The sequence below is a fragment of the Streptomyces sp. NPDC057697 genome, assembly GCF_042799335.1.
Lineage (GTDB): Bacteria > Actinomycetota > Actinomycetes > Streptomycetales > Streptomycetaceae > Streptomyces.
This window is the reverse complement of sequence record NZ_JBHVJA010000004.1, coordinates 37,027-60,495: the sequence shown is the minus strand read 5'-3', so window position 1 is coordinate 60,495 and position 23,469 is coordinate 37,027. Positions and strand designations below refer to the sequence as shown.

General features: G+C 71.9%; 4 protein-coding genes. All 4 read right to left on the bottom strand.

What is annotated here, in order from left to right:
- Positions 1–71: 71 nt before the first annotated feature.
- The 4 genes from ACFVFH_RS13490 to ACFVFH_RS13475 are packed head-to-tail and all read right to left on the bottom strand — an operon-like array spanning position 72 to position 23,386.
- Entirely contained in the window at positions 72–20,174 is a 20,103-nt protein-coding gene (locus tag ACFVFH_RS13490) for an SDR family NAD(P)-dependent oxidoreductase (RefSeq protein WP_383766917.1), read from the bottom strand.
- A complete protein-coding gene (gene asnB, locus ACFVFH_RS13485) occupies positions 20,171–22,216 on the bottom strand; it encodes an asparagine synthase (glutamine-hydrolyzing) (protein ID WP_383766915.1) in 2,046 nt (681 codons plus the stop codon). The genes ACFVFH_RS13490 and asnB overlap by 4 nt, the downstream gene beginning before the upstream one ends.
- Positions 22,217–22,250: 34 nt before the next feature.
- Entirely contained in the window at positions 22,251–22,508 is a 258-nt protein-coding gene (locus ACFVFH_RS13480) for an acyl carrier protein (RefSeq protein ID WP_383768013.1), read from the bottom strand.
- Positions 22,509–22,510: 2 nt separating this feature from the next.
- Positions 22,511–23,386 carry an ACP S-malonyltransferase gene (locus ACFVFH_RS13475; RefSeq protein ID WP_383766912.1) on the bottom strand — a complete coding sequence of 292 codons (876 nt, stop codon included), beginning with the start codon at positions 23,384–23,386 and terminating at the stop codon, positions 22,511–22,513.
- Positions 23,387–23,469: the final 83 nt, after the last annotated feature.

Sequence of the window (23,469 nt, the reverse complement as noted above, 5' to 3'; positions counted from 1 at the left end):
CGGGGTCTGTTCCCGCCGGGCACCCGGTTTTGCCGGGGCGTCGGGGGACGCGCACGGATGGGCCGAACGGTTCATGCCCCCTCCTCCGCGTTCCGTCGCGGGGATGCGCGGTGTCCGCGGAGCCATTCATGAACGGCGAGCGCGGTCGGCTCCGCGTACTCCTCCAGCATGGAGAAGTGGTCTCCCGCCACTTCCGTCCGCGTGTGTTCCAGCGGCCAGTCGGCACGTGCCTCGTCGCCGAGCAGTTCGAGCAGGGTCTTGTCGTCCGCGGCGCCCACCAGGAGGGTCGGAGTGGTGACCGGAAGCGGGCTCCAGCCTTCGAGCAGCCGCGCGTACCACCCCATCGCCGTGAGCTGGTCGTCCAGGACGGGCAGTCGGGGGAAGCGGTCGATCAGCCGTCGAGTGAGCACCGACATTCCGCCGATCATGGCGGGACCGGCCGACCGGAGGGTGTCGAGCAGCACCAGAGCGGTGGGCGGAGCACCGGCCTTCTCCAGCCGCCGTACCAGCTCATGGGCGGGCCACCCTCCGGAGGAGTAGGCGGCGAGCGCGAACGGCCGGCCCTCGAAGCGCCGGAGCAGCGTCCCGGCCAGCCGGTCCGCGGCCGCCTCCAGGTTCACCGGAAGCGGCTCACCGGCCCCGTATCCGGGGAGGGAGACCGTCCACACCTGGCGGCGGCCGCGGAGCGCGGCCGCGAACCTCACGTACTGGTGGGCGCCGGTGGGGGCGACGAGGGAGGGCAGGCAGACCAGGGGCGGTTCCTGGTCGCCGTCCGACAGCCGCAGGACTTCCGGCTCCGGACCGGCTCCGGCGGCGGCGGTCGGCCGGAGCCGGGCGGCGGCCGACAGCAGGTCACCGGCCTGCTGCGGGGTGCCGGTCCGCACCGCCGCGCGGAAGAGCGCGGCCACGGGCTGTGCCGGTTCCGTGGCGGGGGGCGCGGACGGCTCCGGCGGCCGGGGCGCCGTGTCGGGGGCGGGTGTCCCGGCTGTCGCGGGGTTCAGACGTGCCAGGAGGGCATCCACCCGGGGGCCACCGGCCGCCAGGAAGTGATCGGTGAGATCCTCGACGGACTCGGCGTCGAAGAGCAGCGTGGACGGGACCTCTCCGAGATCCTCACGCAGCGCGGTGGTGAGCTGGAGGACGAGGATGGAGTCCATCCCGTAGTCGCTGAGCGGCGCGGCGGAGGCGATCTTCTCCGGCGGGATGCCGAGGGTCCGTGCGGCCTGGTCCCGGAGGTACCCGGCCATGGTGTCGGCCCGGCTCTCCGCACCGGCGCCGGACGCGCCGGCCGTCCCGCCACCGGTCGGGGGCCGTTGCGGGGCGGGGCCGGGGCGCGGGACCGCGGTGGCCGTCGGCACGGTCTCCGGGAGCGCTCGCGGAGCGGCGGTCCTCGATCGCGCCGGCGGGGCCACCGCCTGCCGGGTGATCCCGTCGCTCTCCGCGGCGATGATCTGCTGTCCGAGCTCAAGTGTCTCGGGCAGCACCGGGACGACGGCGGAGAAGCCCTCGCTCACCAGCACCTCCCGCCAGTTAGCGGGCGACAGCGCGGGCGAACCGGGCACGCGCAGCGCGTGGTCCTCGAAGAGCCACCAGCCCTCCAGCAGTCCGAACGTGAGATGGCTGGAGACGTCGAAGGCCGCCAGTTCGTTCAGCAGGAGCCACCCCCCGTCGCGCAGCGCCGCCTTCGCGTTGCGGATGGTGTTCCGGGTGTCGCGGGTCGCGTGCAGCACATTGGCGGCGACGACCAGGTCGTAACTCCCGCTCTCCATCCCCTGCCCGGCCAGCGGCTGCTCGGCGTCGAAGCGCGCGTAGGCGAGGTACGGGACCTCCGGTCCGTACTCGGTCCTGGCGTGGTTCAGGAACGCCTTCGAGAGATCGGTGTACGTGTAGGTCTCGATGTGGTCCTGGAAGGGGCGCAGCGCGGCGAACATCCCGACGCTCGTGCCCCCCGTACCGGCGCCGATCTCCAGGATGCGCAGGCGTGCGGACGGATCCAGGCGCAGCCGCTCGGTGACGACGGCGGCCGCGGTGTCCGTCAGGGCGCGGTTGTACATGTCGGCCACGCGGTTGTTGCGATAGGTGCCTTCGACGAGCGCGACGGAACCGCGCGGGAACAGGATGTCGGTGGGCCTGGTCCTGCCGGTGAGGATGTCCGGCAGCGCACGGAGTGCGGCGTCGAGCAGGGCGAGTTCCGCGGCCTTGTCCGGATCCGCGGACCACTGCGTGCGGCGCTCGTCCCACTCACGGAAACTGACGTCCAGCGGCGGGGCCGACGGCGGCACGATCCTGAGCGCGTGGTCGAGCCAGGTGTCGTACCGCTCCAGGATTCCGGCGCGTCGGCGCAGCCGGGCGGTGTCGCCCGGGGACGGCGGGGTGCCGGGGTCGCGCAGGGCGCCGAGCGCTTCCAGGTGTCCGTGGACGAGGCGTGCGAGGAGCGGATCGCGTTCGTCGCGGCGCCATGCGGCGATCGCACGCATCGCCTCCCATGCGGACGGCGCCCCGGCGGCCGCCGCCAGGGCGGCGGGTGCGATGCGGGACCGCGCCCTCGCGTGGACCGTGAGCCGCGTCGCAGGGTCGATCCCCGCGATGGCTCCGGGCTCCAGCGACTTGACGAAGCTCAGCTGACGCTGTGGCCCGCGGAGCAGCGTGTCGAGTGCCTCCATCGCCTCGGGCGGCTCGATGGAGAGGAGGCCCCAGCGCGCCATGCGTTCCCGGTGGCGTTCGGTCGAGGCGCTGCCGATGCTCCCCCACCACCCCCAGTTCATCACCTTCACCGGATACTTCCGGTGCCGGGCGAGGAAGTGGGCGTAGGCGTCGCTGAAGGTGCATCCGGCCGCGTAGTTGCTCTGGCCCGCGGCGGTCGTGAACGACTGGACGGACGAGAAGAACAGGACGAAGTCCAGGGCCTCGTCCGCGAAGACCTCGGCCATGGCCACGCTGACGTCGGCCTTCGCGGCGAGGGCGGCGCGCAGCGTCGCCTCGTCCATGCGGGCCAGGCTCTGGTCCCGCAGGTCCAGCGCCGCCTGGACGACGCCGTGGATCCGTGGGTGGTGCCGCCCGATCTCCTCGTGGGCGGCGCGCAGCGACGCGGGGTCGGCGGCGTCGGCGGAGAGGTAGCGCACACTGCCGCGCCCGGGGCAGGTGCGCAGCTTCGCTTCGATCGACGCGTCCTGGGGGCGCCGCCCGATCCAGATCACATGGGCGCCGTAGTGCTGGACGACGTGCCGGGTCCAGACGGTGCCGAGCCCGCCCGCGCCTCCGATCACCACATAGACGCCGCCTTCCCGGTACGCGGCCCGCTGTGCGGTCCCGGGCCGGCAGGGCACCCAGCGCCGGACCAGCCACTGGCCCGCGCGGCGCGCCAGGGTGTCGTCCGCCGCGCGGTCCGGTGGTGTCAGCAGGTCCTCGGGCAGGTCGGCGGTGTCGAGGTCCGTCCGGCGGACCGACCAGTTGGCGTACTCCTGCCCGAGCGACCCGAAGAGGCCGTGCAGTCCGGCGTGGGCGGGTGCCGTCGGCTCGGTGTCGTACGTGGCCAGGGCGCTCCGCGTCACCAGTGTCACGGTGAGCGGGCGTGCGTCGTGTCCGGTGCGGACGAGGGCCTTGATCATGCGGAAGGCCGCGACGACGCCGTCCTCCTGGGCCGCGGTGAATCCGGCGGTGTCGGTCGGCGGGAGCGCCCCCTGGTCATCCGGCGTCGCACCGGGCGCGATCCAGACGAGGTGGCCGACCGGTGCCGAGTCCCGGAGCCGGGAGGTGATCTCGTCCGTCGACGCGCCCGGTCCGAGGTCCCATGTCGTGACCTGCGGGTGACGGCGGTCGAGCGCGGACCGCTGCCCGGCCGTCCCTCCCACCACGAGGATCCGTTCCGTGGGCGGCAGGGCGCGGGCGCCGGGGGTGTGCCCGGTCACAGGTTCCCAGACCGGTGCGAACAGTGCGGGCGTCGGTTCCTTCACCCGGCGCGAGGCGTATCCGGTCATCCGGACGCAGACCTCCCCGTCGCCGTCGACGAGATCCACGTCGAGCCGGCTCAGCGCGGTCGCCGTCTCCGTGCCGTCCGCGACCCGGACGACGGCCCACATCGAGGCCGTGCAGGGCGCGAAGAGTTCCAGCCGGTCGAGCGCGAACGGCACCACGGTCTCCACGGAGGCCCCGCCGTCGGCGAGTTGCAGCGCGATCGATGCCTGGATGGCCGAATCCAGCAGCGCCGGGGGCAGGACGTACCCGGCGTCGGCGGGGTCCGTCCCGTCCGGCGGGGCGAGCCGGGCCAGGACGGTGCCGGGTGCGACGTGGGCCTCGCGCACGGCGCGGAGGGACGGCCCGTGGACGATGCCCATCGCGGCGAGCGCCGCACGGATACGTTCCGCGGATACGGCGGTCCCGCACGCCGCGCGGAGCGACGCGAGGTCGACGCGGCCGGGGCGGGCCGTGCCGGAGGGTGCGACGCGTCCGGTGGAGCAGACGACCGGACCGGTGTCCCGCCCGGTCGTCGCGGCGATCTCGAAGGTGAGTTCGTCGCCCGCCGCCGGACTCACGAGGACATCGACGTTCAGCGGCACGCCGTCGAAGGCGACCGGCCGCACCCACGTCACGTCCCGTATCAGCAGGGGCGTCGTCGCCCCCGTGCCCCATGCGCGCGCCGCCGCCTCGCGCGCCATGTCGAGGTGGGCGGCGCCCGGAAGGACCCGCTGCCCGCGCACCGTGTGGTCGCGGAGGACGGCCTCGTCGCCGGTGAACACCGTCGAGGCCCGCAGTGTGCCGGGACGGTCCGCCGCCACCGACTCGCCGTGGGTCGGCGGGTGGTCCGGGCCGGGACGGCCCGGGGCGGTGACGGGCAGGGGTGACCGGGGCGGCGGTCCGGCCCAGTGGCTCTCGTCGGCGAACGGGTAGGTCGGCAGCGGGACCCGGAGGTGGGCCCCTGCCGGGAACGCCGCCCCGTAGTCGAGGTCGACGCCCCGGGTGAAGTACCCGGCGAGGGCGGTGAGGTCCGCGCGGTACGGAACGGGGTCCGCCTCGGAGCCGGCCGGGTGTGCGCAGCGGCGGAGGCATTCCTCGCCGTGGCGCCTGGCCGCGCCCGCTCCCTCGTCCATGGCGCCCTTGCGCGTCGGCACCACCCGGCCGGTGAACGCCCGTGCTCCGTCGGGCCCTTCGTCGAGGATGTCCAGCAGCTCGGTGCGGTCGGCCGCCACGCAGGCGAACCGGTGGGCGAACCAGTCCCTGCCGACGGCAAGGGTGTGGGCGAGGTCGCCGAGGTCCGGCAGGTCCGTGCGTCGGCAGTGCTCCGCCAGCCGGGCCAGCTGCTGAACCAGCTGTTCACGTGAGTGCGCGGAGAGGACCACGAGATACGCGGGCCGGGGCGTACGGGCGCGGGCCCGGGCGGCGGGAGGCGCTTCCTCGATGACGAGGTGGGCGTTGGTGCCGCTCGCTCCGAAGGAGCTGACCGCGCCTCTGCGCGGTCCGCCGTCGGCGGGGGCCTCCCAGCGGTGGCTGCGCGTACTCAGGTAGAAGGGGCTGTCGTCGAGGCCGATGGCGGGGTTCGGCTTCTCGAAGTGGAGCGAGGCCGGGATCTGCTGGTGCCTCATCGCGAGGAGGATCTTGAACACCCCCGCGACCCCCGCGGCGAACTGGGTGTGCCCGAGGTTGGTCTTCACCGAACCCAGCGCGCAGTAGCCGGACTTGTCCGTACCGGCCCGGAACGCGCGGCTGAGCGCCGAGAACTCGATGGGATCGCCGAGCGGGGTGCCGGTGCCGTGCGCTTCCACGAGCCCGATGGACTCGACGTCGATCCCGAAGGTCGCGTAGGTGTCGCGGAGCAGCCGCTCCTGCGAGACGGAGCTGGGCGCCGTGATGCCGTTGGTCGCACCGTCGTGGTTGCTGCCCGTGGCGCGGATCACGCCATGGATGTGGTCCCCGTCGGCGAGGGCGTCGTCGAGCCGCTTGAGCACCAGGACGCCGACGCCCTCGCCCGGTACGAACCCGTCGGCGCGGTGGTCGAAGGTGTGGCAGCGTCCGGTCGCGGAGAGCATTCCGGCACCGCCGGCCAACTCGTAGAGGCGCGGCGTCGACTGGACGAAGACACCGCCTGCCAGCGCCATCTCCGTCTCGCCCGACCAGAGCCCCCGGCAGGCCAGGTCGATCGCGACGAGCGAGCTGGAGCACGAGGTGTCGACCGCCAGCGCGGGACCCTTCAGGTCGAGGAAGTAGGAGACCCGGGCCGGGATGAGGGACGCCATGTTCCCCCAGAACGCCTGGGCGGGCGCGTCGTCCCCGACGACCTCCTGGTAGTCGCCCTTGTAGCAGCCGACGTACACACCGCAGCGGGTCCCGTCCAGCTGACGGCCGGCGTACCCCGCGTCCTGCAATGCCTTCGACGCCTCCTCCAGAAGCAGGCGCTGCTGGGGGTCCATGGCGGCGGCCTCGACGCCCGAGATACCGAAGAACAGCGGGTCGAACCGGTCGATCCCGTGGAGGAACCCTCCCCGGGTGCAGCGCGCGGAGCCGTCGGCACCGGAGTCCGCGAGATCCCAGCGGGTCGCTTCCGTGATCAGGTCGTCCCCGTTCACCAGGTGCGTCCAGAGGTCGTCCAGGCTGTCGGATCCGGGGAACCGCCCGCTCATCCCGACGACGGCGATCGGCGCGTGGAGGCCGGGCCGTTCCGCGGGCCGTTCCGTGGGAAGGACGCCGGGGGTGGTCCGGGGGCGCGCCTCTTCGACGGCGGCCGACGGCGGCGGGGCGGTGGCGCCGAGGCCGGCGTGCTCCGCGAGCAGATGCGCGACGAGGCGGTCGGCGGAGCTGTGGTCGAAGACGACACCGGTCGACAGGTCGAGCCGGAAGGTTTCGTTCAGCAGATGGACGAGACGGACCGCGAGGATGGAGTCGAGCCCGTAGTCGGCGAAGGCGAGCCCGCCGTCGACCTCGTCCGGCTCCATGACCAGCACCTGCGCGATCGTCTCGCGCACGGTGCGGCCGACCCGTTCCTCACGTGTGGCACCGGCTGCGACGCCGGGCGTGGTGTCCGACGTGGCGTCGGGTGCGACGCGCGGTCCGGCTTCTTCGGGCCCCGGTGCGGCGGTGGCCGGAGCTGTGCCGGGCGACGTCTCCCGGAACGGCTCCAGGTCCCCGATCCAGAACCGGTCCCGGGCGAACGGGTACGTCGGCAGGGAGATCCGGCGGGGCGACGCGGCTCCGTGCAGCCGCCGCCAGTCCAGCTCCATTCCGTCGGCCCAGAGCGCGGCCAGCTTGTTGTGCTTCCCCTTCCGGGCCCACCGTTCGACCAGGAGTTCCCGGAGGTCGTCGTCGGCCGAGATCTCGGCGACTGCGCCGGGGACCTGTCCGGCGCTGCCCCGGTGGAGGCCGGGCGTCCCCGCCCCGTCCCCGCCCTCCACGTATCCGCGCAGCACCCGCAGGAGCTGGGGCAGCGAGGTGGCGGTCACCGCCAGGCGCTCCTTCATCGCCTCGCGTCCGACCTGAAGGGTGTGGGCGAGGTCCGCCAGGACGACCGGCCCCCGCTCCTCCTCCTCGCGTTCCAGGAACTCCACCAGACGCGCGGCGGAGTGCCGCAGCCGCTCCGGGGTGCGCGCGGAGAGGACGACGATGTGCTCGCCCCCGTCGGACGCCGGCCGGTCCGGGGCGGGGTCGGGCACGTACTCCTCAAGAATCACATGGGCGTTCGAGCCACCGGCCCCGAAGGACGAGACCGCCGCGATCCGCGGTGTCCCGGACTCCCATGGCGCGAGCGTCCGCTGGACGAAGAACGGGGTCTCCTCGAACCTGATGCCGGGGTTCGGCTCCTGCGCGTGCAGGCTCGGTACGAGCGTGCGGTGACGGAGCTGGAGCACGGCCTTGGTCACCCCCGCGATCCCCGCGGCGGCCTCCAGATGGCCGATCATCGACTTCACGGAGCCGATCGCGCAGAACTGCCGCTCGCGCGTGGACTCCTCGAAGGCGAGTGAGAGCCCCTTCACCTCGATCGGGTCGCCCAGTTCCGTGCCCGTGCCGTGCGCCTCGACATAACCCACCTCCCGCGCCGCGACCCCGGCCCGGGTCAGCGCGTCGCGGATCAGTTCCGCCTGGGCGGTCGGGCTCGGCACCGTGTAGCCGTTGGACCGCCCGCCGTGGTTGATGCTCGTCCCGCGGACCACCGCGAGGACCCGGTCGCCGTCCGCGACGGCGCGGGCGAGCGGCTTCAGCAGGACGGCGCCCACGCCCTCGCCGGGCACGAACCCGTCCCCGCCGCTGCCGAAGCTCCGCACCCGGCCCCGCGAGGACAGCATGGTGGAGCGGCACAGCTCGACGTAGTCGGAAGGGTGCAGATACAGGTTCACCCCGCCCGCGATGGCCAGTTCGCAGGAACCCCGGCGCAGGTGCTCGCAGGCTTCGTGGATCGCCGTGAGCGAGGAGGAGCACATCGTGTCGATCGTCAGGCTCGGGCCCCGGAGGTCGAGGACGTAGGAGGTACGGGCGCTGAGCGAGGCGAAGGAGAGCGCGGGCACGACCGTCTCGCCGGAGGGCAGCCGGGCCGCGCCGTGCCGCGCGTGGCCGGACTTGGTCACTCCGGCGAAGACCCCCACGCGTCGCCGGTGGCGCCGGGCCAGCTCCTCGCGGGTGTATCCCGCGTCTTCGACCACCTCCCAGGACGCCTGGAGGAAGAGACGCTCCTGCGGGTCCATGGTGTAGGCGTCACGCGGTGCGATCCGGAAGAAGTGCGGATCGAACGCGTCGAAGTCCCGCAGGAATCCGCCCCACTTGCTGTAGCTGCGCCCGGTGGCGACGGCCGTGGCGCGGTCCGGTTCGTAGAAGCCGTCCAGCGGCCACCGGCCGGGGGGAATCTCCGTGACGCAGTCGCGTCCCGCGGTGAGGTTGGCCCAGAACTCCTCGGTGTTCTCGGCCTGCGGATAGCGCCCGCTCATCCCGATGATCGCGATGGCGTCGTCCGGCGCGGGCGGCCCCGGATCAGGTGCCGTCCCGGGTGTGTGCCGTGGTGTCGGCACCCGGACCGCGCCGGACAGTCCGTCGGCCCGCTCGCCGGGGGCCGGCGGGGCGGGTGTCGCGGCGAGTTCCCCGGCGATGGCGCGCAGCGTGGGGAATTCGTAGAAGAGCGTCGTCGGGACCTCGCCGTACGCCGAGGACAGCTCCCTGTTGAGCTGTACGACCATGACCGAGTCGAGGGCCAGGTCGTCGAGCGGCCGGTCGGCGTCGATGTCGTGGAGGGGGAGCTTGGTGACCCGGGCGAAGAGTTCCACGACCGACCGGAGCGTCTCCCGGTCCGGCCGCGCGTGGGCCGACTCCGGTGCGGGAGCGGCCGCGGCGGGCGGGGGTACGGCCGCGGATTCGGCCGGTTCACCGTGGTGCACCCAGATCTGGTCCTCGCCCGACTCGCCCAGCCGCCAGGCGTCCAGGAGGGCTTGGAGTCCTTCGTCCGACTCCATCGGCACGAGACCGCGGCTGCGCCGGAGGTACGCGCGGGTCGCGTCGTCGACGGCCATTCCGCCGTCCTTCCAGAGCGGCCACGCGATCGCGACCGTGCGCCCCGACCGTTCGCCCGCCGCGACACGCCTGTTGCGGCGGGCGGCGTACTCGCCGAGATAGCCGTTGGCCGCGGCGTAGTCGGACTGGCCGGGATTTCCGGTGACCGCCGTGCCGGACGAGAAGAGGAGGAAGGATTCGACGGGCATGTGCGCGGTGGCCCGGTCCAGGTGCACCACGCCGTCGACCTTCGGGGCGAGGACGTCGTCCCACTCCTGCGTCGTCTTGTTGGTGAGGTACGCGTCGTGGATCACGCCGGCGGCGTGCACGATTCCGTGGATCGGGCCCGTCTCCTCGGCGACGCGTGCGACGAGATGGCGTACCTCCTCCCAGCGGGAGACGTCCGCGACGGCGTACCGGGCCGCCGCACCGGCTTCCCGCAACTCGGCGAGGAGGCGGTCGGTCCGGGCGTCCGGTGCCGAGCGGCCGACGAGGACGAGCGTCGGGCGTACGGCGTCCCGGGCGATCCGGCGGGCGACGACGGCTCCGATGCCGCCGGCGCCGCCGGTGATCAGGTACACGCCTCCCGGGCGCCAGGGTGTGCCCGTGCCGTCGGCCGTCGTGGGCACCCAGGTCCGTACCCGGCGCTCCGCGCCCCGGTGGAGAACGAGTGGGTCGTCCGTGTGCCCGGCGTTCTCCAGGACGATCGCCGCGATGTCGTCCGCGTCGCGTTCGCCGTCGAGAGCGAGGACCTGCCCGGCGATGTGCGGGCTTTCGAGCGCCGTCGTGCGCAGAAGTCCGGCGAGCGCGGGCCCGACCGCTCCGTCGCCGTCCGCCGGTGTCACGATCTGCACGAGGGTGGCGCCGTCGTCCGCCTGCCCGGCGAGCGCCCGGACGATCTCGAAGACCTGGCGCGAGAGGTCGGTGAACCGGGTCTCCGGGCGCCGCTTGACGGTTGTGACGGCGTGGCAGCGCACGCCCGGCAGTCGGCGTTCCAGGCTGTCCCGCACGGCCGCGGGCGCTCCGCAGAGGATCACGGCATGACGCGTGTGCAGGGCCTCACCGGCCAGGTCCCGCGACGCGGGCTTCGGCGTCCAGCGCGGTACGGACAGCGTCGTACCGGCCGAAGGGCGGTGCTCCGCGACGCGGTCGGCTTTCTCCGCGCCGCCGGGGAGCCAGTACCTGTCGCGTGCGAACGGGTACGTGGGCAGGTGCGCGCGCCTCGGCGGGGCCGCGTCGCCGGCCCCGTTCGACCGCGGCCAGTCGACGTCTTCCCCCGCGCTCCAGCGCGCGACCGCGTCGGCGAGTCCGTCCCGGGCCGGACGGTCGCCGCGGCGAGGCCCGCTCGTCGATCCGTCGAGGAACTCCCTTAGTGCGGAGGCGAGTTCACGGTGGGAGGACACGACCCAGCCGGCCCGTTCGGCCATGGCCTCGCGCCCGGTCCGGAGCGTCCATCCGATCGAACGGAGCGCGGCGGGGCGGGGGTTGTCCTCCAGGTAGGAGAGCAGGTTCCGCGCCCGTTCGCGGAGTTGCCGCTCCGTGCGCGCGGAGAGCGGTACGGCGACCCGGTCCCCGGGGCCGTCCGCGTCCTGGGCCGGGCTCGTCCCCCCGGCCCGCCCGGTGTATTCCTCGACGACGACGTGGCAGTTCGCACCGCCGAATCCGAAGCTGCTGACTCCCGCCCGCCGCGGTGCGAGGTCACCGTCGCGGTCGCGCGGCCGCTCCCACGGTTCGTTGGCGCGCACGATGCGGAACGGGCTGCCGTCGAGCTGGATGTAGGGGTTGATCCGGTCGCTGTGCAGGCTCGCCGGGAGGGTGCGGTGTTCCATCGCCAGGACCACCTTGAGCAGCCCGGCGATGCCCGCGGCGGCTTCCAGATGGCCGATGTTGGTCTTCACGGAGCCGAGCCCGCAGGTGGCGGGGGCTTCGCCGCCCAACTGCCGGAACGCGGTCCGCAGCGCGCGCACCTCGACGGGGTCGCCCAGTGCCGTGCCCGTGCCGTGGGCCTCCACGTAGCCGATCGTGCGGGGGTCGATGCCGCCCATCGCCCGCACCACGAGGTCCGACTGCGCGGTGCCGTTCGGTGCCGTGAGGGAGTTCGCCCGCCCGCCGTGGTTCTCCGCGCTGCCGACGATCACGGCGAGGATCGCGTCGCCGTCGCGCTCCGCGTCGGCGAGGGGCTTCAGGACGACGGCGCCGACGCCCTCGCCCCGTACGTATCCGTTCGCGTCGCTCGCGAAGGTCTTGCACCGTCCGTCCGGGCTGAGCATTCCGGCCCGCCCGGCGCTGACGAAGGTGTCGACGCTGAGCAGGAGGTTGACCCCGCCCGCTATCGCGGCGTCGCACGCCCCGGAGCGGATGGACTCGACGGCTCGGTGGACGGCGACGAGCGAACTGGAACAGGCCGTGTCGACGGGCTCGCTCGGGCCGTGGATGTCGAGTACGTAGGAGATGCGGTTGGCGAGCATGGAGTGGGCGTTGCCCGTGGAAGTGAAGGCGTCCGGCGGGGCGCCGTGGGCCGCGAGCAGGGTCGCGTAGTCGTTCCCCGAGACACCGAAGAAGAGCCCGGTGTTCGCCGGCAGTCCGGACGGGGCGTAGCCGCTGTGCTCGACCGCGTTCCAGGCCGTCTGGAGCGCCAGCCGGTGCTGGGGGTCCATCAGCTCGGCCTCGCGCGGCAGGATGCGGAAGAACGCGGCGTCGAACGCGTCCACGTCGTCCAGGACGGCCGCGTGGTGCGGGAACTCGGCCGCCTCCGCGATCCGCGCGTAGGCCGCGTCGTACCGGTCGAGGGGGAAGTCCGTGACGCTGTCGGTCCCCGCGGCCAGGTTCGCCCAGTACGCGTCCAGGTCCGGCGAGCCGGGGAACCGGCCCGCGGCGCCGATGACGGCCACCGGCAGCGGCGAGTCCGCGGGCGCGGGGCGCGGCGGGCGGGCCGGTACGCCGTCCGGGGTCCCGGTCGTCTCCTCGGCCGCCCCGGTCGTCTCTCCACGGGGCCGGTTTCCAGGACGCGGGGCCCGCTCCCCGGCGGGGTCCGGCGGGAGCGACCGTTCGTACGCCTCGCGCAGCGGGCCTTCGTGTTCCGTGAAGAGGTGCCTGCCCAGCGAGTCGAACGTATTGCGGTCGAAGAAGACCGCGGGGGTCACATCGATGCCGAACCGTTCACGTATCCGCTGCGACAGGGTGACGAGCGAGATCGAGTCGAAGCCGAAGGCGTCGAAGCCGGTACGGGCGTCCAGTTCACCGCGCTCGAACTTGAGAATTTCGCCCGCCATCCCGCGCAGCTCGTCCACCGCGAAGGCGATGACGCCGTCAGTGTCCTTTGCCGGTGTCCCCCGGTCCGCCGCTTCCGTTCCGTCCGCCGCTCGTTCGCTCACATCCGGGTCCTTTCGTGGTCCTTCGTCATCACCGCACCACAGGTCGCTGAGCACACCCACCACCTGGCCGTTCCGGTCCAGCAGGCCGACGGAACCTCCGAGCCCTTCCCCGTCGGCCGTCACGTCGAAGACGACGTACGCGACCGGGACTTCCCCACCGCCCCCGTCGGTGAGCAGCCGGATCTCGTCGATGTGGTGGGGCGCGGTCCGTGCCCAGTGCGGTGAGCCCTGCCGCTTCGCTTCGGCCTGGAGTCCCTGCGCCACGGCGGCGAGGACGTGCGGAGCGAGGGTGACCCGTGGTTTCACGTGGTCCCGCTGGAGTTCGGGGGTGCCGACCTTGAGCACCAGTCGCCCGTCCCGCAGGCGGAAGGCGCCCTCCGTTCCGCTGAGTTCCGGTGTGTAGCCGATCCCGCCCTCCGCGAGCTGCGCGAGGAATTCCGCCGGGGAGAGCGGCTCCGCCGGGTCGGACGCGAGCACGTCGGCGGCGATTCCCGCGAAGCGGTCCGTACGGGGGTGGCCGGAGAGCGGCGTACGGTCCTCCTCCCCCGTCGGCACGTCGAACGCCGCCACGGGCATCCGGTTCCCCGCCGTGTCCTGCGCGAAGACGTATCCGGAGGCGTGCTTCCCGTCGGGGGCCTCGAAGACCGTCACCAGGCGGGCGGCGGCCGTCCAGTCGACCGGGCCCAGGAGGCGCAGCCGGCGCACGACCGAGCCGTCGGCGAATCCGGAGACCTTCGTGGCGGCGACCGCCAGGTCGACGGCGAACGTCGGGATCACGCCGGGCCGCTTGTCCTGCCGCTCCCCCGAGGTGCAGCCGTAGTCGAGGAGGTCGTCCAGGCGCACGTCGAGCACGTACCGCAGCCCCTCGGCGTCCGACTCGTTCCGGCCGAGGAACGGGTGGAGCTTGTCGCGCAGCGCGAGCGGCGCGATCACGGACGGCGCGCCGTCCTCCGGGGAGACCCAGCAGCGCACGCGCTCGAAGGGGTAGGCGGGCAGTGAGACCCGCCGGGGCGCGCGGGATCCTGCGTCGGCGTCGCTCCAGTCGACGCTCCTGCCGCCCACCCAGGTGGTCGCGAGCGCGCGCAGGTCCTCCGTCCGTGGGCCACCGCTCGACAGCGCCGCGCCGAGGTCCCGGTCTCCCGCGAGATAGCGGTCGACGGCGGCGACGGCTTCGTCCGTCGTCCTCGCGAGGAACGCCCAGCGGTGCGGGAGTTCGTTCTTGCCGACACGGAGGGTGAACGCGATGTCCCCCGGGTCGGGCTCCGCCCCTGCGGTCAGGTAGGCGCGGAACCGGTGGAGATAGGTCTCCAGGGCGGAATCGTTCATCGCGGAGAACACGAAGAGTTCCTCGCGCCCGTCCGGTGGGCCGTGCGGGTCGCGGGCGGGCCGGGGGTACTCCTCCAGGATGATGTGGGAGTTCATGCCGCCCGCGCCGATCGATGTGATCCCCGCCCGTCGGGGATGGGTGACCCTGCGGCCGTCCACGGTCGTCACCGCGGGTTCCCACGCGGCGAGCCGCTGCTGGAGCCGGAACGGCGTACGGGAGAAGTCGATGTCCGGATTGGTGACCGAGCTGTGCAGCGAGGGGGCGAGTTTCCCGTTCTGGAGCTGGAGGACGACCTTGGCGATGCCGATCATTCCGGCGGCGTGCAGAAGGTGTCCCAGGTTGGACTTGACGGAGCCGATCGCGCAGAACCCGGTGTCCCGCGTGTACTTCTGGAAGGCCGTGGACAGGGCCTTCACCTCGATCGGGTCGCCCAGTGACGTCCCGGAGCCGTGTGCTTCCACATAGCTGATGGTCCGTGGATCGACGCCCGCGTCGTCGATCGCCTTCTCGATCGCCCGCGCCTGCATACGCGGACTGGGGACGGTGAATCCGTTGCGCACCCCCGCGTTGGCGAGGGCCGTCCCCTTGATGACGGCGTACACGTGGTCGCCGTCCCGCTCGGCCTCGACGAGCGGTTTGAGGACGAGGGCGCCGACGCCCTCCCCGAGAATCGTCCCGTCCGCGCCCAGGCCGAAGCTCCGGATCACCTCGGAGGTCGCCGTCGTGAAGTGCTCCTGCGACGAGCTGATGAGGTTGTACGGGTGGAGCAGCAGATTCACTCCGCCCGCGACCGCCATCCGGCATTCGCCGGCCCGGAGCATCTGCACGGCCTGGTGCACACAGGTCGAGGATCCGGAGCACATGGTGTCCACGAATATCGAGGGGCCGGTGAATCCGTAGAAGTAGGAGAGCATGTTGGGCAGCGTCGCCGTGTAGCTGCCGCTGGCCGGGGAACCGCGCGTCAGGCCGTTCTGGAATCCGTAGAGGCCGTAGTGGTTGCTCATGGATCCTGCGAGTACGCCGACGTCTCCGTCGTACCGCCGCTGGATCGTCTCTCGTGAATAACCGGCGTCTTCGAGCGCCTCGACGCCCGTCTGGAGGAACAGGCGGACCTCCGGCGACATGTTCTCCGCGTCGCGCTTGGAGATGCGGAAGTAGCGGGGGTCGAAGCTCTCGATGTCCCGGAGGAAGGTTCCGGTGCGGATGGAGCTCTTGCCGAGGACGCTGCGGTCGCGGCTGTAGACGGCGTCGTGGTCCCAGCGTTCGCGCGGTACTTCGCGGAACTCGTGGCGGCCTTCTCCGAGCACGGCCCAGAGTTCGGCGAGGGTGTCGGCACCGGGGTAGGTCCCGGAGATGCCGATGATCGCGATGTCGTGGCGGTCGTCGCGCGGCCCGCGTCCGGCAGTCCTGCCGTGGGCGGCGGGCGTGCCGGCGGTGCCGGAGACGGACGGCGCGGGTGCGACGGGGGCCGCTGGGTCGTCCGTACCGGCCGCGGGTGCGGGGGCCGGTACGTCGTCCGTACCGGCCGCGGGTGCGGCGGCGGCCGGTGCCGGGTCTCCGGCGGCGGTGATCTCGCGCAGCCTGTCGCGGTGTTCCGCGACGAGGTGACCCGCGACGCCCTCGATGCTCGTGTACTCGAAGAAGATCGTCTTGGAGAGCGGGCCGAAGAACACTTCGAGCGACGCGGTCGTCTCCAGGATGGCGAGCGAGTCGATCCCGTAGTCGACGAGGTTGGCCGTCTCGTCCAGGGTCAGGGGGTCGCGGTGCAGCACCTCGCCCACGACGCGGCGCAGGAACGCGTTCGTACGCTCCATCAGCTCGTCCTCCGTGACGGCGGCCGCGGGCTGCGCAGGTGGGGTGTCCGCGGGTACCGGGCGGGGTGCCTCCGGGGGTGGGGCGGCGGCCGTGAGCCTCGCGGCGGCGCCGTACGCCACCACGGTGTGGGCGGGCGCGTCGCGCAGTACGCCGCCGAGCACCCGCAGGCCCTCCTCCGTCGGAAGGGGCTCCCAGCCCCGGTCCCGGCGCATCGACTCCCGTGTCACGGGGTCCATGGACATCCCGCCGTCGGCCCACAGCGGCCAGCTGACGGCCGATGTCGTCCCGCTCCGTTCGCCGATGTCCACCAGGGCCCGGCGGTGGTGGACGAAGGCGTCCAGGAAGGCGTTGGCCGCCGCGTAGTCCGACTGCCCGGAGCTGCCGAACACCCCGGCCACGGAGGAGAAGGCGACGAAGAAGTCGAGCGCGAGGCCGCGCGTGGCTGCGTCGAGGTGGAGCACGCCGTCGACCTTCGGCTCCAGCACCGCCCGTACGTCCGAGGCGTCCTTGGTGTAGAGATACGCGTCGCGGAGGACGCCCGCCGCGTGGACGATGCCGTCGATCGCCCCGTGGTCCCGTACGACGGCGCGCACCGCGCGGTCCACATCGTCCTTCGAGGCCACGTCGACGGGGAGGTAGTGGGCCTCGACGCCCGCCTCCCGCAGCCCGCGCAGGGCCTTCTCGCTCGCGGCGCCGGGCGCCGACCGGCCGCTCAGGACGACGGTGACGCCCGCACGGCGCCCGAAGTACCGCGCGACGTGCAGGCCCAGGCCACCGAGACCGCCCGTGATCCAGTAGACCCCGCCCTCCTTCAGCGGCGGGATCTCCGCTCCTTCGTCCAGCCGGAATTCCACCGGCCGTGCCGCGTGACGGGTGCCGTCGGCCCCGTAGCGGATCTCGCAGTCGGCCGACCGGTCCGCCGCCTCCGCCCGGAGGATGTCCGCGATCCGCTCCGGGGACGCGGTGTCGAGCCCCGCGACGCGTACGACCCGGCCCGTGATGCGGGGGTTCTCCAGGACGACGGTCCTGAACAGGCCGGTCAGCGGCGCGTGGTGGTGCCGTGGCGACCGGTCGTCCGCGAGGACGACGAACCGGTGCGCTCCCCCGGGCTTCGACCTCACCAGCTCCACGGCGTGCCGGAACACCAGGTCCACCACGGCCCCGACGCCTTCGGCGACCCGGCCGGGCGCGACATCGGGCAGCGGTGCGACGGTGAAGCCGGTGGTGTCCGCCACTGCGGTCGCGTGTCCGGCGGCCCGCCCCCCGAGGTATCCGCGCACGGACGGGAGGGCCGTCGCCCGGTCCTCGGGCACGTCGAGGGGTGCCGGGACCCAGGGAACGGCGGCGGTGACGGTGTCCGCGCCGGTTCCGTGGCCGGACGCCGCCCCGTGCGTCCGCTGCACCAGTCCGCGCAGGGCGACACGGACCACGCCCTCGGAGTCGCAGAGGTCGATGTCGAACACGTCGAGCGCGCGGTGTCCCTCGCGGCGCCGCACCCACGCCCAGGTCTCCGACGCACAGGCGCCGTGGACCGTGAGTTCCTCGAACGCGAACGGCATGGCCGGGCCGCCCGCCGGCTCGCGCGCCGTCTCCGCCAGGAGCACGAGCGAGGACTGGAGGGCCGCGTCGAGAACGCTCGGCGGCAGGACGTATCCGGGGTCCGCCGCACCGGCAGCGGGCTTCCCGATACGCGCGACCAGCTCCCGCGTCCCCAGCCGGACCTCCTCGATCCCGCGCATGGCCGGCCCGTACTCCAAACCCCGCTCGTGGAACGCCGCGTACACGTCCGCCGGGCGGCGCTCCACGGGGCAGGCCGCCCGCAGCGCGCCGAGATCGATGCGATCCGGCTCCTTGGGCCCGGCGGCCTCCACCACTCCCGAGCTGTGGACGACGGCCGGGTCGGTTCCGGTGGAGACCTCGAAGGCGAGAGCGACGCCGTCCTGCGGGATGAGCCGGACGGCGACCTCGACCGGCGCGTCCCGCACGACGAGCGGGCGCAGCCATGCCACGTTGCGGAGCCGGACGACCGCCCGTTCCGCCGCGTCGGACCCCACGGCGCGCACAGCCGCCGCACGGACCATCTCGATATGAGCGGCCGCCGGCAGCACCCGGACACCGCCCACCACGTGCGAGGCGAGAAACGGCTCCGCTCCGGTGAACGTCGAGCGGTACCGGTGACCGGCGGGGCCGGAGGCGTCGGCGTGGAGGAGCGGGTGAGGGGCGGCGCCCGCGTCCGCCGCCACGGGCGCCCCCGGCGTCCCGTCGGCCGTCCGGGAAATCCCGGTGTCCGTCCGGGAAGCCCCGACGCCCGTCCGGGAGCCCTCGGAGTCCTTCCGCGGAACGCTGAACCAGTGCCGCTCGCGGGCGAAGGGATATCCGGGCAGCCGCACCCGTCGTGGACGCGGCCCGGATGCGCCGTGACCGAGCTGATCGGCCCAGTCCACCGTCCCGCCCTCCGCCCAGCGTGTTCCCGCCGCCCTCGGACCGGCGACGTCCTGCTCCGTGCCCTGGAGCGTCCCGCCCAGGTGGAGTTCGCCCCCCGCACGGACGCCGTCGAAGAACTCCCGCAGCAGCACTTCGAGTTCGGCGCGGTCCGCGACGGCGAACGCGACCCGGGCGGGCATGGGCTCGCGGCCTACCCGCAGGGTGTACGCGATGTCGGCGAGCGACTGCGACGGGTGCTCGCGCAGGTGGGTGAGCAGATTGCCCGCCACCGCCCGGAGCCGGTCCGGCGTCTTCGCGGAGAGCGGCAGGAGCTGCGGCTCCCGGAGAGGCCCGCCCCGTGCCCCCGCACCGGCCCCGCCGGCCTCACCGGCCTCACCGGCCTCACCGGCTTCATCGGCGAGATGTTCCTCAAGCACGACATGCGCGTTCGTGCCTCCGAATCCGAACGAACTCACCCCGGCCCGCCGTGGCCGGATCCCTGCCCCCGCCTCCGCCTCCGCGGCCGGCGCGGCCCACGGCTGGGTGTCGCGGATGACATGGAACGGGCTGCCCTCAAGTTTGATGAGCCGGTTCTGATTCCGGAAGTTGACGTTCGCGGGCAGCGTCCGGAGCGCCAGCGCGCTGATCACCTTGGCGATTCCGGCGACCCCGGCCGCCCCTTCCAGATGCCCGATATTGGTTTTGACCGAGCCGATTCCACAACTCTCCGGCCGGGCGACGGTGCCCTGTGCCGCGTGCAGGTTCCGGAAGGCCTCTTTCAGGGCCATGATCTCGATCGGATCCCCGACGGGCGTTCCCGGTCCGTGCGCCTCGATGTACGAAACGGTCTCCGGACGGATTCCGGCGCGGGTGTAGAGCCGCTCGATCAGATTCGCCTGTGCCGTCGGATTGGTGACGGTGAGGGAATTCGTCCGGCCACCGTGGTTCGTGGCCACTCCCTTGATGACCGCGTGAATGGGATCGCCGTCCGCGACGGCCCGCGCGAGGGGCTTCAGGAGAAGTACCGCACCGCCTTCACCACGGACATAGCCGTCGGCGCTCTGGTCGAACGCGCTGGCGCGGCCGGTACGGGACAACATGCTCGCCTGGCTGAACGCGACGAAGTGCTTCGGCGACCAGATCAGATTGACCCCGCCGGCCAGGGCGACACCGCACTCGCCATTGCACAGCGCGCGTACCGCCTCGTACACCGATACGAGCGAGCTCGAACACGCCGTGTCGTTGGTGATGCTCGGGCCCTGGAAGTCGAAATAGTAGGAGATCCGGTTCGCAATGATCGAGTACGCCGTTCCGGTGGGGAAATAGACGTCGGTCCTCGCCCCTTCGCGTTCCATCATTTCCGCGTAGTCCGCATGGCAGACACCCATGAAGACGCCCGTCTCCGTACCCGCGAGGGCGCTCGCCGGATAGCCCGCGTTCTCGATCGCCCGCCAGGCGAGTTCGAGCGCCATGCGCTGCTGGGGGTCCATGCTCTCGGCCTCGCGCGGCGAGATGTTGAAGAACTCGGCATCGAAGCAGTCCGCATGCTCGATGAATCCGCCCCAGATGCTGTTCGTCTTCTGCGCTCCGAGCCGTGGATCGCCGAAGTACCTTTCCTTCGACCAGCGTTCCGGGGGGACCTCCGAGATGAGCGACCGGCCCGCGACGAGATGACCGCCCAGCTCCTCCAGTGTCTCCGCGCCGGGAAAGCGCAGAGCGAGCCCGATGATCGCGACATCATCCGTCGCGGGCGCCGGATCGAACGTACTCATCGGTTTCCTCCCGCGGCGGGAAGGTCTTGGCCGGCCGGCTTCGATCCCCGCGATGTCCGCTGGTCAACGATGGTGCTCACCTTGAAATCGGACCGGGCGGCCGTGTCTTCGGGCACGTCCTGTCCGAGGACGAACTGCTGATTGAGGACCGCGGTCGAGAGCAGGTAGACGAAGGCCTGGTCCTCTTTCGTGCTGATCTCCCCCGTGGGCGTGGCCATGATCTTCTCGACGAGTCTCCGGGCGAACACCGGGTCGATGCCGTCGATCTTTCCCAACTCGGTGGAGGACAGGATGAGTTCCAGGTACTCGGGATGTCGCTGTTTGAACACGGCCGCTCCGGGAGCCCGGTACGGCTGCTTCCGCCGGGTGAGACTCGATTCCGGCAGCTCGCCCCAGAACGCCTTCTTGAGAATGGCCTTCTCGTCGAAACCGTCGTCGAAGCGCATATTGATCGACGCCGCCGTGCGGACGACCGCGGGATCGAGGAAGGGGCACCGGTTCTCGACACCGTGGGCGAGGCTCATGCGCTCTCCCTGGGTGGAGAGGAGATAGCCCGGCAGCAGCGTCTTGAATTCCAGCCACTGTGCCTTGCGGACCGGGCTCAGCGCGGCATAGCCGGGCGTCGCCTCCGTCAGGGCCATGAGGTCCTCGAACGGCTCGTCGCGCCGTTTCAGCAGACGGGCGGCGAAACGTCCGTTCTGGTAACGGAGTTCGTGGGAGAAGAGACCGGGCAGCCGTTCCACGGCGAACTGCTCGAACAGGCCCTTCAGCCGTGCCCGGTTCGCGGGGCCGAAGTGGCTCAGCTCCGGATGGAGACTGCCGAGCCTGGCCATGCGCTCGTCGTCCGACAGCTCGCCCCACGAAGCGCGCAGCAGCGTCTCGCGGAAGAGCGAATATCCGAGGAACGCCTCGTCGGCTCCCTCACCGCTGAGGATCACTTTGATCCCGGCGTCCCGCGCATGGCGGGACAGCAGGAACATGGGGACGAACGCGGCCCGGAACGCCGGTACTTCCGCGTGGTACACGGCGGACGGGAAATTCGCGGCGATATCGGCACTCGACACGGCGATGGACGAATGGCGCGTCCCGAGGTGCGAGGCGACGACCTGCTGGCTGCTCGACTCGTCGAAGACCGCGTCGTCGAACTCCACCGAGAAGGTGCGGACCTCGTGCGCCGAGAGATCGGTCGTCAGCTTGGTCACGATGGAGGAGTCGAGGCCGCCGCTCAGATAGACGCCGACCTCGACATCGCTCCTGAGCCGCATCTCGACGCTCTCGCGGAGGGCTTCGCGGACCGACGCGGCCGCTTCCCGTTCGGAACCGGTGAACGGCGGTACGTCGAGTTCGAGCTCCGCGTAGCCGCTCAGAACCGCCCGCCCACCACGAACGGTCAGAAAGCACCCCATCGGAAGCTGGCGCACGTGCCGGAAAGGGGCCCGGTCGGGCAACGGCGTCCACACCGCGAAGGTGGAGGCGAGTTCGTGCGGGTCGAGCTCGAAACGGAATCCCGGGAACGCGCGGAAAGCCTTCATCTCGGAGGCGAAGAGGAATTCCCCGCTCCCGCCCCCCTGGGCTCCGCGGCCCTCGCCGTCGACGTAGAAGAGCGGCCGCTTGCCATATCTGTCCCGTGCCAGGAAAAGATCTCCCGACCTCACGTCGCGGATCGCGGCCGCGAACGCGCCGTTGAATCGGGGCAGGCACGCGGGACCCCATTGGGCCCATGCCTGCACAAAGACCTCCGTGTCGGAACGGGTACGGAACCGGCGGCCCAGCCCTCGCAGTTCCTCGCGCAGTTCGATGTGGTTGTACAACTCGCCGTTGAAGCAGATCCAGTAGCGTTCCGTCGGATCGGCCATCGGCTGGGCACCCGTGGCGAGGTCGACCACCGACAGCCGTGCCGTACCCATGGCGACGCCGTCGTCCAGGTAGTAGCCCGCCTCGTCGGGTCCGCGGTGGCGGATGAGCGACAGCATGGAGGTCATCACCTCCGGTGCGGCTCCGGCGCACAGCGAGGGTGCGACGAAACCTGCGATTCCGCACATGCGGGGTCTCCTTGATCCGGTGATCGTCGCGGTCTCAGTGGCCGTCGCGCTCGGCGAGCTTTTCCGCCACGAAGGCGTCGATGGCGTCCAGCGAAGAGAAGATGTTCCTGAGGAGCTCCTCGTCCGTCAGCCGGAGCGAGAAATCCTTTTCGAGGGTGCTCAGGAGCTGGATGTACCCGAAGGAGTCGATCACACCCGTCTTGAACAGATCGGTCCCGGCGGTCAGTTCACCGTCGAAATCCACGAGGAACTGGTCCTCGATGAGCTTCTGTATGTGCTGCTTCCTGTCCATCCTCACACCCCACTCCTGCTGAGAGCGTCCCGGGAACCGGCCTTCTCGATGCTTCTCGCCATCCGGAGGAGGGAGTCACCGCCTATCTCCTCGTATTCGAGACCGACACCGAGGGAAAGGAGGTACCGGATGCTGTCGGCCCATCGCACCGGCTCCACGAGCTGTCTGCTCAGCATCTCCGGGATCGTGCCCCGTTCGTAGGGCCGTCCCGCCACATTGGAAATCACGGTCGTCGCGGGCTCCGCGAACGTGAACTCCTTGAGAAAGCCTTCGAATGCGGAGCGGACGGGCTCCATGTGGCGGGAATGGAAGGCGGCACCGACCCGCAACGAGGCGAAACGGATGTTCCGTGCCCTCAGAGCGGCGTGGGCGGCCCGCAGCGCGCCGTCGTCACCGGCGATCACGACCTGGGCGTCGGTGTTGTAGGCCGCCACGTCCACCCCCTCGACGCCGTCCTCCCGCAACACGTCGAGCAGGCGCGGAGCAGGGGTGTTCATCACGGCGCTCATCCCGCCGCCCGAGGCCGCCGCCATGAGTTCTCCGCGCTTCCTGACGATCCGCAGACCCGTCTCGAAGTCGAAGACCCCCGCCGCCAGGAGCGCGTTGTACTCCCCCAGGCTGTGTCCGAGGAAGTGGTCGGCGGGCCGGCCCTCGCGGCGCTCACGCTCGAACATGTGCAGCGCGTTGACGGTGAACAGGGCCGGCTGTGTGCACTCCGTCCGCGCGAGCACGTCGTCCTGATTGTCGCGGCAACGCGAGACCAGGTCGTACCCCAAAAGGTCGCAGGCGAATCGCGTCATACCCGGATAGCGGCCGAAAACATCTGCGCCCATACCCCGGAACTGCGCTCCTTGCCCGGGGAAGAAAATCGCGAACACCGTGATGCCTCCAGGGTCTGCGCCGGTGGTCGGCCTGCGTCACGCGGCGATGTCGGTTCCGCACATGCTGTGCCACCCCCCTT

Excerpts from the sequence above, each read along its gene's own strand:
- asnB (WP_383766915.1), bottom strand. The coding sequence starts at position 22,216 with ATGTGCGGAATCGCAGGTTTCGTCGCACCCTCGCTGTGCGCCGGAGCC.
- ACFVFH_RS13490 (WP_383766917.1), bottom strand. The coding sequence starts at position 20,174 with ATGAGTACGTTCGATCCGGCGCCCGCGACGGATGATGTCGCGATCATC.
- ACFVFH_RS13480 (WP_383768013.1), bottom strand. The coding sequence starts at position 22,508 with ATGGACAGGAAGCAGCACATACAGAAGCTCATCGAGGACCAGTTCCTC.